The sequence below is a fragment of the Candidatus Enterovibrio escicola genome (genome assembly GCF_002464935.1).
Classification (GTDB): Bacteria; Pseudomonadota; Gammaproteobacteria; order Enterobacterales; family Vibrionaceae; genus Enterovibrio; species Enterovibrio escicola.
The window spans coordinates 1-13,670 of record NZ_NBYY01000036.1 but is presented as its reverse complement, the minus strand read 5'-3'; the positions used below and the strand labels follow the sequence as shown (position 1 = coordinate 13,670).

Below are 13,670 nucleotides of genomic sequence, written 5' to 3'. Positions count from 1 at the left end.
GAGACTGGTAAACGATTACGGCATAGAAACCATTAGGATAATTAGCCCATAAGGTTCTAATTACATATTGACGCGCCGGAAACTCAATCTCCATTAACTTCAGTAAGTGTTTTTACCAAAGTAATCGTAACTGAGATAACAATAAATGCTTAAACCCTTTCCAATCTTGGTTCGAAGAAAAAAATGCACCTTCAGCCAGTATCACATGTAAATGAAGATTGTAGTTGCCATTAGGACTGTGGGTATGGATGAAAACAATGACGGCGCTTTCACACTCATCGGTCTTAAAGTGCGCCTGAATCAAATCTAATAAGCAGGCTTCCTCCAAGACCATAAATCCAGAATACAAACGCTTCTGATTGGAGTGATTATAGAAAGGAATACGAAGTTGTTCAGCCAATGTTAAGACAACTTGCCGATAGCTCACTCTAGAAAATAGGCAGACGCCTATTTTGACCACAATCTCCCGTGCATAACGCTTTTTACATTGCGGACAAGCTTTCCCCTTACAATTAAAATTAACTTTATGTTGCCCTTGACCTCAACCCAATCATTGGTAAGTGGCAAAGCCCTTTTATGAGCTTTCACACTTCAGCACCTTAGCAATTTCTGAATGATACTAATCGGTATTATAGTGGAGATAACTGGATATGAATATGATCCAATTAGTAGTAAAAATACGTTTAAAGCGAAGCAGCTTCGATTTGATACCTTTGAAATTTATTCATGCCTTTTATCTATTCAATCGTGCTAAATGTATCACAGAAAGGGACATGCCTTAAGCCCCACCACCATAGAGTTTCTGGAAGGAAATTCCTAGGTGAAAGAACAAAGTTATAAAACTCGGTATGCCTGTTCAACAGCAGATAAATTAAGACTGTAAAAAAGATTGGGATCAGTGCATTACAGCCTTGATTTAATCAACAACCTCCTATAAGGGCAATCAAATGCCATTGTTCTCCAGTTTCTTGAGTCTTGAAAAATTATAGTAATAACTGTGCTTATTGCCCTCGCATTGCTCAATATCTATCGAATCTATCGAATCTATCGACGATAAATCACACGTAAGCAAGCAAATACAATATACCAACAGATCAAAGATCTTTTGTTAATCTACTGCCCGAAAACGATTGGAGTCTAGAGAAAATATCACACGTACTAACTAAATGCAGAAGCATACGTCACCTATGAGTAAATTTATTGTTTAGGCGCATCCGATAAACGGCAAGGATGTAAGCTCTATCTTCACTTAAGAAAAGGATCTTAAACTATATCAAAAAGATCGTAAAGAAAAGTCAACAACCATTAAAAATGCGGTCACCATTGATGAGCTACCCTCCTTCTGTAGATCATCGGGAATAATTTGGTAATTAGAGAATTGATATAGTTTTAGGCAAAAATGGTACTGATGCTATCAGTCACAGAATTAGAACGTAAAAGCCGTTCTTATTTAATTAAAAAAGTAGCATTTAAATCAACAAATGATGTCACCACAGCGCCCATTGATTTACTGATGCCATGAAAAAATAATGTCCATACAATTATGACAAATAATGGTCGAGAGTTTGTTCATTATGAATGAATAGCAAAAGATTTGGATGTTGAAGTTTATTTTACACACCCTACTTTTCATGGAAATGATGGGCAAATGAAGATGCTCACAGAATTTTTAGAGAGTGCGCAAAAAAAGGGACAGAGTTAAAAATGATCATAAATGAATATATTACCTTCGCTCAAGCAAGGATCAATCATCGGCCTAAGAAATGCTTAGGCTTTAAGCAACCTGACATTTTTTTAAAAAATACATTTACATGTTTGATTGAAAAGTGTCGCACTTCATACCTGAATTCAGGTGTAATCATCCTAGGCACTGATATATACCAAAACAACTTGAAGATGTAGATTTCAAAGCATTTTACTGATGTTATGATCAAGCTACCCATTTGTAGGCATTGTAAGTGCCATCAAAAATAGATATCATCGTATGTGACGTCAGTAAGCTATCCCTGCGGAAGGGCAGGCGTATATCTCTAGCTTGAGTGCCTTATTGATGTAGTATGCATTATCTCGCCACTCCAAGTCGATGTTAAAAATCCAACGAAGTTGTCTCCTTCTTAAGAGATTGCTCAGTAGTTTCAACCTATCCTACTTCTGGGATAACTTGTGCCTCAATGCTCTGGTTTCTGGTGAAACCATAGACTGTTTCAATATCAGAAGAACTCTATTAACAGATTGCACGTGAGGTTATCCTTTTTTATTGAAACCCTCGATACAAAAATATGTTCAAAAAATCTCGCGTTTTTCATCGAAATGTTTGTGTGTAAAAGTAGGCTGACACAATCAAAATTATGATGATAGCTATTCACATCTAAAGTGATGTATCGACACTGCGATTGGAGTAACGAAATATCACACGAATATGTATATACAAGTCGTTAAAAGCCTACTAAATTTAAGTTAAAAAAGTACAGACAGAGATTTCCGTTCATAGCCTTGAACGTTTGTTTTTACAAGGCAAATTATATGTGACGGAATTCAGCTATATCAACGTGAAAATCTAAAATGGTTGTACAGGCGCTATGTCTTAATGCCTGTGCCCACAAACTTAGAGAAAATCGCTAGCCTTCATCACTCTCTTTAGCCGAATAAATACATGATTGATATTTTCTGAAGATCTATTCTTAAACCCTTAAATTTGAGTCTAAGATCAGGGTCAACCTGATTGCTGGACTCATTGCGTATACGTTCCAACCTAAAGAGCAGAGCCTTAAAATCACTCAAATTGAGAAAATCGTACTTATACAGATCTTAGGTTAACCTGAGCTGCGCATAAGAAATGAACTCAATGCAAAAGTCGCGATCTGGTCGTTTGAAATAACCTATTAACTGCACAAGGACTTGTACATGAATAACTTAGATACCATTTTCGTCGATATCAACGACTTTTACTAGACTTTCCTTCCTGCATGGGAAGGATACCTAATTTCTTCCGGTTTCAAACAAAGAAACAAACTTTCTCTCCTCTCAGTTAGCGAAGTGATGAGGATAGTGATAGCTTTTCATTAATCGGGGTATCGAGACTTAAAAACCTATTACATCCACTTTAGCTTGCCTCTGTTTCACCAACTAATTTCCTGAATTAGTCAGCTACACGAACATGCTCAAACTCATACTAGGTATCCTAGTTCCGCTTTACTCTTACCTCACTCACCGTCAGGCAAAACCAACAAGGATTGCCTTCGTTAATTCGTCTAAGCTACAGGTTTGTCACAACCTACGTATTTTCAGATATAAGGTTTTTAAAGGTACCCCGAAGCGAGAAAAAGAAACGAGGGGGTGGTTCTACGGTTTCAAATTACACCTTATGATCAATGATCAAGGGGCATTATCTCAGTCAAAATGACGATGGCTAACGTGGATGATAGAAAGCCTGTATCTGAAATGTCTGACGAGCTTTGGGGTGTTTATACGGAGATAAAGGTTATATATCTGGTCCATTGAAACGGGAATTTACAGACAAGGGAGTAATACTGATAACGCGTATAAAAAACATGAAACCCAAAACGATGAAACTTTCGAACCGCCTGATACTCCGAAAACGATTTATTATTGAAACCGTTTTTGATCAACTAAAAAACATATCCCAAATCAAGCATTTTCTGCACCTTAGTTGCATTAGCTTTATGGTCAACTTGCTGGTGGGCTTATCGCATATTGATTTCAACCAAAGAAGCCGAGTATCAAAATGACCTGGCTTGATAAGCAAGCGCTTATGTAGATCTGAGATTAGTTTATATTGTCAAAGCTTAATCTGAAGGTTTTATCGATATTTTCTCTAGGCCAAGTACCAATCCGAAGCCAAGTACCATCATGGGAACAGCAATATCTAATTGGGCGGACTGACCAGTCGCTGTTTCAAAAGCCGCGGGAAAAAGGACTTTTTCAATTAGAGGTAGAGGTATTTGTTCACCTGAGGTGTTTACCCGGAAACCGATAGTTTCTTTCCAAGGCCAAATTTTGCATGATGCACCAATCAACAGTCCCGTTAAGAACGCAATCGTTAGGCTCCTGAATTTATTTAACAACCAAGACAACATATGTGAAAATGAAAGAATACCAATTAGACAGCCTACTGTGAACAGTCCTAAAACTGGTAGGTTGAAGCTTGTCACAGCATCAAGCACGGGTACATACATACCCAACAATAGTAGAATGAAGCTACCTGAAATTCCTGGTAGGATCATAGCACAAATGGCAATTAAACCTGAAAAGAACACCGCAAGTAAGGTAAATTCTAGGGTAATAGGGTTGGCAACGGTGATTACATAGGCAAAAACAGCACCCGTTACGACCAGTAAAATTTCTATAATAGACCAATTTCTAACTTGCTTAATCATAAGAATAGTGGAGGCAATAACAAGTCCGAAAAAAAATGACCAGATAACTATAGGATGTTCAGTTAAAGCATAGGAAACGACTTTTGCCAGTGTTAAAATTGCGGTCAAAATACCTGCAAGGAGTGAGCAAAGAAAAGTGCCATTAATATGTGTCCAAACAACGTAGATCCCCTCTTTATTCCACTTTGAGATCAACGAAGGATTGATGCGACGTATGCTCTCGAGAAGCGGGTCATAAATACCCATGATGAAGGCGATAGTACCTCCTGAGACACCAGGAACGACGTCGGCTGCACCCATCGCCATTCCTTTAAAAAAGATCAGAATATTCTGCTTCATGAATCTGCATTTCTACTATTTTAGGAAATTTCCGACGTATTATAGCCATTGGCTGATAAAAATGGCTAGAAATAACGGCAGGTTCTTTAAGGCCTAAACATTTTGCAGGCTGATGATTGTTCCTTGCTGAGCTATGATCAAATCTAGTGTAAATCTTCCAGAGCAGTGTCCTGATAATTGACGTTTGTTTCACGAATGCCATCTCTGAATTTCACGCCTTTGGTGATATCCGAGAGTAATCTAAAGCCTCGCAGGCTACACCAGTTAACCTCAGCGGTTCGCATCAATTTGCAGGCCATTGCCAGTGTCGTTTTTTGGCTTCCACAATTCTTGGTTTTGTTCGTTCTTAGCCTCACCGTTGAAAACATTAATTCAATGGGGTTTGTCGTTCGAATATGTGTCCAGTAATTGGCGGGGAAATCCTAAAATGCCCGCATTTCCACTTTGTGTGGATTAGACACTCCGCTGCGTTAGGATATTTAGTATCATATCGTGTTTCAAACTGTCTGAAGGCTTTCTGTACCTCTTGTTATGTCTCTGTCATCTAGATATCGCGAAGCGTTTCTTTCATTTCTAGTTGAACAGATTTTAGGACTTTGTTTAATACAAAGACCGTTTTGTGTACCCAGAAGCACTGATGACGCGTCGTTAACCAATACTTTATCACCTGCATTATCACTGCATTCCAAAAACCAAAAGCGCCATCACAAATGGCGGGTCAGGAGTAATACTGATACCTTGGTACGTTAGCTGTGACAGAACTTCAAGCTAACTAACCTCTAACTCCCTGTACCCATCGACAACGGCTAGAACTTCTTTGCGGCCGGCATCACCGACGCCGATGACAACAAGCAGACAAAGCTTGTCATCCATCCGAACTTTACAGTAAAGACCATCGGTCTAAATCTAAACATACCGCCGTTTTCGTTGATGTTGACAACTTCTCTAGATTTTCCTCCATACATGGGAAAAACACCTCATTCTTTCCAGTATCAAAGAAACAAACTTTATCGTCTCTATAGTTAGCGAAGTGATATCCATGAATCTGGGTATCTAGACTTTAAAACTTATTACATCCACTTTGTTTTCTGCTATTTCACCACTGAATTTTCTGAATTAGTCAGCTATATGAAAATGCTCAGGCTCATGCAAGGTGTTCTGGTTTCTCTTTTCTATTACCTCACTCACCGTCAGGCAAGGCCGATAGGGATTTCCTTCGTTGATTCATCCAAACTACAGGTTTGTTACAATCTACGTATTTTCAGACATCAAGTTTTTAAAGGTACCGCGAAGCGAGGAAAAGGAACGATGTGGTGGTTCTACGGCTTCAAATTACACCTTATTATCAATGACCAAGGTGGCATTATTTCAGTCTGAGTGACAACGGTTAACGTGGCTGATAGAAAGCCTGTATCTGAAATGTCTGACGAGCTTTGTGGTGTTTATACGGAGATAAAGGTTATATATCTGATCTATTGTAGTGGAAACTTGCAAATAAGGGAGTGACACTAATAACGGGTGTAAAAAAGAATATGAAACCCAACATGATGAAACTTTGGGATCGCCTGATACTCCGGAAACGCTTTATTATTGAAACCGTTTTTGACCAACTAAAAATATATCCCAAATCAAGTATTTTCAGCAACGTAGTTGCATCAGTTTTATGGCCAACTTGTTGGCAGGGCTCATCGCGTATTCATTTCAACCAAAGAAGCCAAGCATCAAGATAACTCGGCTTGATAAGCAAGCACTTATGTAGATCTGAGGTTAATCACATCGAGTGATGTATGTGTACTGAGACGTTCATGAATCAAAGCCTACATTCTCTCCAAATAAATAAAACCAAAAGCCAGTACGTTTCTGGTGTTTGGGCAGGTTTCTTTAGCCTGTTCTGATGCAAAGCGATGACAGTATACATCGGAAAAATTATCTGGGATATGACGTTTTATTTCTCGACTGAGAGTGGAGGAAGTACAGCCATGTGTTCAAACAATCTGGTTAAAGGAATCACCTTCAACCAATCGTAGCTTAATATAAAATAGGTCATTGTCATTTAACTGTTTATGAACCATGCACATTTCCAAGCCATAAAGAGGATGTGTAGAAGGTGTTGTTTCTTAAACATAACAACGAACATTGCATTCGTTGCGATTTAAATTGAGAATTTCAGTTCATCGTCGTTTATTTTCCGATATTTCAACAAAACCATGGGCTATTGTGCTACGATTTTACGGTTGTTTACTACTGCTCTGTAGGAGAAATCTTGAAAAAGATCGCCGTTTTCGCTGACGTTCAAAATGTTTATTATACCACTAGGCAAGTGTATGGACGTCAGTTCAATTACCACCTTTTTTGGAAAAAACTAGCAGAAATAGGTGAAGTTGTTTATGCTACGGCCTATGCGATTCGTCGTCATGATAATCTGCAGATTAAGTTCCAAGATGCACTACGTCACATAGGTTTCAATGTTAAACTGAAGCCTTATATTCAACGCAGTGACGGCAGCAGCAAAGGAGACTGGGATGTGGGTATCGTCATTGATATGCTCGACATTGTAACATATGTTGACATCGTTGTCTTACTTTCTGGTGATGGAGATTTTGACTTGCTGATTGAAAAAGTAAGTCAGGGATATGGCAAAAAAACCTTCGTGTTTGGTGTACCTTCACTGACGGCTAATTCCTTAGTGAATAGTGCGGATTACTTTATTCCAATTGAGGAAGATATGTTGCTGTAAATTTTAAAAATAAGAGGTTCCTTTACATGGAAAAAGCATGAAGATTTAGCTTCTCATTAAACCCCTTAGATATTTCCTTGATAAGGCGATTTAGATCTCATTTTTGTACTTTAGTAAGAACTCTTATCAATGAACACGATAAGCTTGTTTAAATACTCTTTTGTTATCACAAACTTCCAATGCATATGTAAAGTAAGCTACTCTTAATCTGACATTTTACAGTTAACTGTTTGTGGTCTTACTTACAGTTTGTCTAGGTTTAGAATACCCTCCATCATCTGAAATGAAGAACTATGATCAAATCTGGTGTAAAGCTTCCAGAGCAGTGTCCTGATGATTGACGTTTGTTTCACGAATGCCATCTCTGAATTTCACGCCTTTGATGATATCCGAGAGTAATTTAAAGCCTCGCAGGCTACACCAGTTAACCTCAGCGGTTCGCATCAATTTGCAGGCCATTGCCAGTGTCGTTTTTTGGCTTCCACAATTCTTGGTTTTGTTCGTTCTTAGCCTCACCGTTGAAAACATTAATTCAATGGGGTTTGTCGTTCGAATATGTGTCCAGTAATTGACGGGAAAATCGTAAAATGCCCGCATTTCTACTTTGTATTTGATATAGGCACTCCGCTGCGTTAGGCTATTTAGTATCATATCGTGTTTCGAACTGTCCGAAGGCTTTCTGTACCTCTTGTTATGTCTCTGTCATCTAGATATCGCGAAGCGTTTCTTTCATTTCTAATTGAACAGATTTTAGGACTTTGTTTAATACAAAGACCGTTTTGTGTACCCAGAAGCACTGATGACGCGTCGTTAACCAATAATTTATCACCTGCATTATCACTGCATTCCAAAAACCAAAAGCGCCATCACCAATGGCGGGTCAGAAGTGATACTGATACCTTGGTACGTTAGCTATGACAGAACTTCAAGCTAACTGACCTCTAACTCCCTGTACCCATTGACAACGGCTAGAACTTCCTTACGGTCGGCATCATCGACGCCGATGACAACAAGCAAACAAAGCTTGTCATCCATCCGAACTTTACAGTAAATACCATCAGTCTAAATCTAAACATACTGCCGTTTACTTAACCTAAGCTGCGCACAAGAAATGAACTAAATGCCAAAATCGCGATCTGATTGTTTGAAATAACCTATTGACTGCACAAGGACTTGTGCATGAATAACTTAGACGCCATTTTCGTCGATGTCGACGATTTCTGCCAGACTTTCCTCCCTGTATGGGAAAACACCTCATTTCTTCCGGTATCAAATAAAGAAACAAGCATTTTCTCCTCTCAGTTAACGAAGTGTTGAGGATAGTGATAGCTTTTCATTAATCGGGGTATCGAGACTTAAAAACCTATTACATCCACTTTAGCTTGCCTCTGTTTCACCAACTAATTTCCTGAATTAGTCAGCTACACGAACATACTCAAATTCATGCAAGGTGTTCTGGTCCCACTTTTCTCTTACCTCACTCACCGTCAGGCAAGGCCGACATGGATTGCCTTCGTTAATTCATTCAAGCTGCAGGTTTGTCATAACCTACGCATTCTTAGATATCAGGTTTTTAAAGGTACCTCGAAGCGAGGAAAAGGAACGATGGGGTGTTTTACGGTTTCAAATTACACCTTATTATCAATGACCAAGGTAGCATTATCTTAGTCAAAGTGACGATAGCTAACGTGAATGATAGAAAGCTTGTATCAAAAATGGCTGAAGAGCTCTGGGGGTGTTTATACGGAGATAAAGGTTATATCTCTGATCTATTGTAGCGGGAACTTGCAGATAAGGGAGTGACACTAATAACGGGTATAAAAAAGAATATGAAACCCAAAGTGATGAAACTTTGGGACTGCCTGATACTCCAGCAACGATTTATTATCGAAACCGTTTTTGACTAACTAAAAATATATCCTAAATCAAGCATTTTGACAACTGTAGTTGCATCAGCTTTATGGCCAACTTGTTGGCAGGATTCATCGCATATTCATTTCAACCAAAAAAGCCAAGCATCAAGATAACTCGGCTTGATAAGCAAGCGCTTATGTAGATCTAAGCTTACTTAGCTCCCGCTTACGCTACTCGTCGTATTCTGCTTCCCACTGCTGCTTGAGTCGAGAAAGATTATTTGATGACAACCCCTTGGTTTGCTTCACTCAGAGTAATTTCAAGGTTAGCTGCATATCTCCCGTGGGATCTCCCGCAGGATAGACCCAAGAGATAAGCTCTTCTATGTTTTTGGTTCGCTTGAGATAAAGCGGAACCAGTGTGTTGTTGAACTTGATCTCGCTCCCTGTTCTATCTCGAACTTTTGGAACTTTGACGGTAATGTCGCCGAGTCCAGTTTGTAGGTATCTCTCAGGCAAATGTCCATTACGAACCACTCCCTGCTTTCCGTTAGCTTGGAGTGATATGAAATTATCGAGCAAGGATTAAACCTCGGCTTCTATAGCTTTAGCCTACAACTGATGTACGCCTTGTTTCAGCAGTTCATTAAGCGGGTTTTTTAGTTTAGTAAACTCGGTAACGGAGAGGCATTAAGGCTTATTTCTTTGCTTGATATCGAAAGAAAGGAAGTATTTCCCCATATAGGAAGGAAAGTTTGGCAGAATTCATCGACATCAACGAAAACATCGTCTAAATTATTCATACTCAAATCTTTGTGCAGTCAATATGGTTATTTTAAACAACCAGACTCGCGACTTGGACATTTAGTTCATTTCTTATGCACAACTCAGTTTAACTAATCAAAATTACTACGGTCAGATAATCATGGAGTTAAACGGGAGGTAATGATAAGAAAGGCCAAGCACAAGATCAGCAACTGGAAACAATATAATCAAGTTTTACTAAACCGTGGCTCAGTCAGTTTTTGAATAGACACCGCTACCATTAAGGCATAGTATTATTTAAAACATCATGATCATCGTGACCGTAGGTTTATATTTTTGGATACTGCGATCGCAACATCACTGATGGTGAAAAATATTTTCAAGCGCCACTTCGTGGATTAAAAGGCCTTCTAAATTCTGTTCTCACGTTGATGAATATCCCGCTGGAATCCCCTACATACACTTGCATTAGTAATGCGTTTGAAGAACGTAGAAGTTAAGTACTTTTTACCGAGTCGAGGAGCTGTCGCCCACGTCGTTATTGATGCGACAGGCCTAAAGGTATACGACAAAGGTCAATTCAAAATGCGGAAACACAGTAAAGAAAAGCAGTATATCTGACGTAAACTTCATCTTACTATTGATGTGTTTGCTCATGAGGATATTGCTGCAAAAGTTAGCCTAGTTTCTGTGGGTGACAATGAGGTTTTACCTATAATTTCTTAACCTATAACGACGAAAGATACAGCAAGTAAGTGCCGATGGGGCCTATGCTACAAAAGCATCTCACCACGTACTGAAGAACAAAGAAATAACTCATTCCACCTCGAAGCAACGCTTGGTACTGGGAGGAAGGCCATCCTAGAAATGAAGCTGTAAAAGCGTTGATAGATGACAAACTGGCGAGGTGGAAAAAGAACAGGCGTTATCACAAACACTCATTAGCAGAGACAACACTATTTCGCTATTAAATAGTTGCTCAGCCCTAAACTAACTCTTCGTAATTACAATGCTCAAGTTGGTTAAGCGCTGGTAAATATGAAAGCGATGCACAAAGTTATAAGACTCGATATGCCTCTTAGCCTGCAGACAAATTAAGACTGTAAAAAAATTAAGATCAGTGCGTTATAGGCATTATATAATCAACAACTCCGTTTTATTTGCCTCAAACTAATCCGTACTACTTCTCCTATTTAATTAACTGAATCAAATTAAGAATCATTGCTAGAAAAAAGGGAAATAATATGAAGAACAAGAACAGATTAGAACAAATTGCCGTGTTTGGGAGTGCGTTTAATCCTCCAACCCTTGGACATCTTAGTGTTATCAAACGATTATCACACTTTGATCAGGTATTACTCGTTCCAAGCCGTGTACACGTATGGGGAAAGGCAATGATCAATTTTGATAAACGATGCGATTGGGTAACTACTTTTATTTCGGACGCCAGTCTTGCTAACCTTTCACTGTGTTCAAATGAACGTGAATTGGGAAAAAAAGGTCCGATAACAACGTGGGCATTACTCAATCAACTTCAAAACCAATATCCAAATGCTATTTTGACCTTTGTTATAGGGCCAGACAATTTTTTAAACTTTGGCAAATTCCATAAATTCACCGAGATTATGGAACGGTGGAATATACTGGTATGTCCGGAAACTATTCATGTGAGAAGTACCGACATTCGTAATAGAGTGATTAAAGGGTACGACATTACTTTATTTACAACACCTTCGCTGGTAACAAAATTAGTAAAGGAAGATTTTCTTTAATGATAATGAGCTATACCAAAGTAACTTAAAGAAATTCGATTTTAGGGTTATATATTCAATAAGTTGAATGGTTCGCCAGTATGGCTTTCAACCCTGTTGTCTACTACCGGAGATATCACATGTCCTAACAGGATTTGTACCATAAAAGCGTTTATTTTCTAAACGGGAACCAACTTATTGAATACATAACCAAATTTTAAAGGTCATCAGTACGTTCAGTTCGAAGTAAATCTTCATAGGAGCAATCAGTCTATTTCACGAGATTTAACGACGGAATGATCGCCAAGATGCCCCCGTGGGGCAAATTTAAGAGTGACCTGCACGGTGTTTTCCATTTTTGATGGAGCTCCCTATACTTACAAAATGATGATCTAATCATGAAATCAGCAAAACCCGCTGACACCTGCATCTTCAAGTTGTTTAAATATAGCATCGTGTAACGATAATAAAGATCATCTCTCTAGATATTTCTAGTCATCCAAATATAAGACTCAAGCTGAACTACACATAAGAAATGAACTAAATAATCAGTTTCAAACTGACTTAGGCATGAATAATTTAACCTCAGACCTGCATAAGCGCTTGCTTATCAAGCTGAGTCCTCTTGATACACGGTTTCTTTGGTTGAAATCAATACGCGATGAACCCCGCCAGCAAATTATCCATAAAACTGATACACCTACGGTGCCGAGAATGCTTGATTTGGGATGTGTTTTTTAGTTGCTCAAAAACAGTTTCAATAATAAATCGTTTCAGGAGTATCAGGCGGTCCCAAAATTTCATCACTTTAGGTTTCATGTTCTTTTTTACACCCGTTATTAGTGTCACTCCCTTGTCTGAGAATTCCTGCTCCAACGGACCAGAGATATAACATTTATCCCCGTATAAAAAACCCCAAAACTCGTCAGTAATTTCCGACACAAGCTTTCTATCATCCACGTTAACCATCGTCACTTTAACTGAGATAATAACAGCTTACTCATTGATAATAAAGTATAATTCAAAACCGTAGAACCACCCCATCGTTTCTTTTCCTTACTTCGCTATACCTTCAAAAACCTGATGTTTAAAAATTCGGAGGTTGTGATAAATTTGTAGCCTAGACGAATCAACGAAGGCAATCCTTGTCGGCTTTGCCTGACCGTGCGGTAACGACAAACAAAGTGGATGTAATAGGTTTTAAAATCGCGATATCTTGATTGATGGAAAGCTATCACTATCGTCATCACTTCGCTAACTGAGAGGCGAGAAGGCTTGTTTCCTTGTTTGATACCGGAAGAAATGAGGTGTTTTTTCCACGCAGGGAGGGAAGTCTAGCAAACAGCGTCTAGGTTATTAATACCTAACAACTAACTTAAGTTATTGAGGAGAACATCTTAGAGAAGATAGAAAACAACTCTATAAGTCATTGAAATTAAAGTAGTAATACATTAGCTCTAGTTAACGACTGGGGCTTTTTTTGTGTATATGCATGCAGTACCGATTGTAATGTGACATTCCATATTACACCTCTTTCGTGTTAAAGAACGCTCTCATTTATTGTTATTGAGACTTTTTATTAAAGGTTTTGGGGAAACTGAGGTTAGAAAACAAGACATTTATGTATAGGTGACTACTCCTCGCCCTAATCGGGCGAGGCTTCTTGTTTCTTAGGCCGCAACTCGTTCGTGACGAGATTTACGCAAGCTTCCACAAGCAGTAACGACGTGTCCCGCCGCTTTTATTTCAATTATTCCTTGATGCTGAATATTCAAGGCTGCATTAATATCTCGGTCATGTTGAATGCCACAGTTAGGGCACTTCCAAT

At 38.8% G+C, this 13,670-nt stretch carries 8 protein-coding genes and 6 pseudogenes; 6 read left to right on the top strand and 8 right to left on the bottom strand.

Going from position 1 to position 13,670, the window contains the following annotated elements; genetic code table 11:
• Nucleotides 1-112: 112 nt before the first annotated feature.
• Nucleotides 113-520, bottom strand: a pseudogene (locus BTN49_RS11740) (hypothetical protein); the annotation flags it as partial.
• Between the two features lie 2,384 nt (nucleotides 521-2,904).
• Here BTN49_RS11740 and BTN49_RS22760 point away from each other — a divergent pair.
• Nucleotides 2,905-3,778 (top strand): annotated as a pseudogene (locus BTN49_RS22760) (IS982 family transposase).
• A gap of 28 nt (nucleotides 3,779-3,806) precedes the next feature.
• Here BTN49_RS22760 and BTN49_RS11730 read toward each other — a convergent pair.
• On the bottom strand, nucleotides 3,807-4,736 hold the full coding sequence (locus BTN49_RS11730) for a polyprenyl-phosphate transporter (protein ID WP_097357330.1): 930 nt from the start codon (nucleotides 4,734-4,736) through the stop codon (nucleotides 3,807-3,809).
• Between the two features lie 143 nt (nucleotides 4,737-4,879).
• Nucleotides 4,880-5,092, bottom strand: a complete 213-nt coding sequence (locus tag BTN49_RS21435; RefSeq protein ID WP_146679453.1) for a hypothetical protein — start codon at nucleotides 5,090-5,092, stop codon at nucleotides 4,880-4,882.
• A gap of 561 nt (nucleotides 5,093-5,653) precedes the next feature.
• Between BTN49_RS21435 and BTN49_RS22755 the strand changes: the two are divergent.
• Both BTN49_RS22755 and BTN49_RS11715 read left to right on the top strand, forming a co-directional pair.
• Nucleotides 5,654-6,495: pseudogene (locus BTN49_RS22755) on the top strand (IS982 family transposase); the annotation flags it as partial.
• 504 nt (nucleotides 6,496-6,999) lie between these two features.
• Nucleotides 7,000-7,473 carry an NYN domain-containing protein gene (locus tag BTN49_RS11715; RefSeq protein WP_097357328.1) on the top strand — a complete coding sequence of 158 codons (474 nt, stop codon included), beginning with the start codon at nucleotides 7,000-7,002 and terminating at the stop codon, nucleotides 7,471-7,473.
• Nucleotides 7,474-7,770: 297 nt separating this feature from the next.
• Here BTN49_RS11715 and BTN49_RS11710 read toward each other — a convergent pair whose 3' ends face one another.
• The gene (locus BTN49_RS11710; RefSeq protein WP_097357327.1) at nucleotides 7,771-8,124 is read right to left on the bottom strand and encodes a transposase; all 354 of its coding nucleotides are present in this window, start codon (nucleotides 8,122-8,124) and stop codon (nucleotides 7,771-7,773) included.
• 528 nt (nucleotides 8,125-8,652) lie between these two features.
• On the opposite strand from BTN49_RS11710, the pseudogene BTN49_RS22750 reads away from it, so the two are divergent.
• A pseudogene (locus tag BTN49_RS22750) lies at nucleotides 8,653-9,529 on the top strand (IS982 family transposase).
• A gap of 106 nt (nucleotides 9,530-9,635) precedes the next feature.
• On the opposite strand, the gene BTN49_RS11700 reads toward BTN49_RS22750, so the two are convergent.
• Together BTN49_RS11700 and BTN49_RS14320 are read right to left on the bottom strand one after the other, a co-directional pair.
• Nucleotides 9,636-9,908 carry a transposase gene (locus tag BTN49_RS11700; RefSeq protein WP_097357326.1) on the bottom strand — a complete coding sequence of 91 codons (273 nt, stop codon included), beginning with the start codon at nucleotides 9,906-9,908 and terminating at the stop codon, nucleotides 9,636-9,638.
• Nucleotides 9,909-9,985: 77 nt separating this feature from the next.
• Nucleotides 9,986-10,129 carry a hypothetical protein gene (locus BTN49_RS14320; RefSeq protein WP_158523769.1) on the bottom strand — a complete coding sequence of 48 codons (144 nt, stop codon included), beginning with the start codon at nucleotides 10,127-10,129 and terminating at the stop codon, nucleotides 9,986-9,988.
• Between the two features lie 145 nt (nucleotides 10,130-10,274).
• Between BTN49_RS14320 and BTN49_RS11695 the strand changes: the two are divergent.
• A pseudogene (locus BTN49_RS11695) lies at nucleotides 10,275-11,189 on the top strand (IS5 family transposase).
• Between the two features lie 146 nt (nucleotides 11,190-11,335).
• Nucleotides 11,336-11,863 carry a nicotinate-nicotinamide nucleotide adenylyltransferase gene (locus BTN49_RS11690; RefSeq protein WP_097357325.1) on the top strand — a complete coding sequence of 176 codons (528 nt, stop codon included), beginning with the start codon at nucleotides 11,336-11,338 and terminating at the stop codon, nucleotides 11,861-11,863.
• A 564-nt stretch (nucleotides 11,864-12,427) separates the two neighbouring features.
• Here BTN49_RS11690 and BTN49_RS22745 read toward each other — a convergent pair.
• Nucleotides 12,428-13,146: pseudogene (locus BTN49_RS22745) on the bottom strand (IS982 family transposase).
• A 366-nt stretch (nucleotides 13,147-13,512) separates the two neighbouring features.
• A partial coding sequence (locus BTN49_RS21425) for a zinc ribbon domain-containing protein (RefSeq protein WP_146678983.1) occupies nucleotides 13,513-13,670 on the bottom strand: 158 nt, incomplete at its 5' end.

Excerpts from the sequence above, each read along its gene's own strand:
- BTN49_RS11730 (WP_097357330.1), bottom strand. The coding sequence starts at position 4,736 with ATGAAGCAGAATATTCTGATCTTTTTTAAAGGAATGGCGATGGGTGCA.
- BTN49_RS11710 (WP_097357327.1), bottom strand. The coding sequence starts at position 8,124 with ATGATACTAAATAGCCTAACGCAGCGGAGTGCCTATATCAAATACAAA.
- BTN49_RS14320 (WP_158523769.1), bottom strand. The coding sequence starts at position 10,129 with ATGAATAATTTAGACGATGTTTTCGTTGATGTCGATGAATTCTGCCAA.
- BTN49_RS11690 (WP_097357325.1), top strand. The coding sequence starts at position 11,336 with ATGAAGAACAAGAACAGATTAGAACAAATTGCCGTGTTTGGGAGTGCG.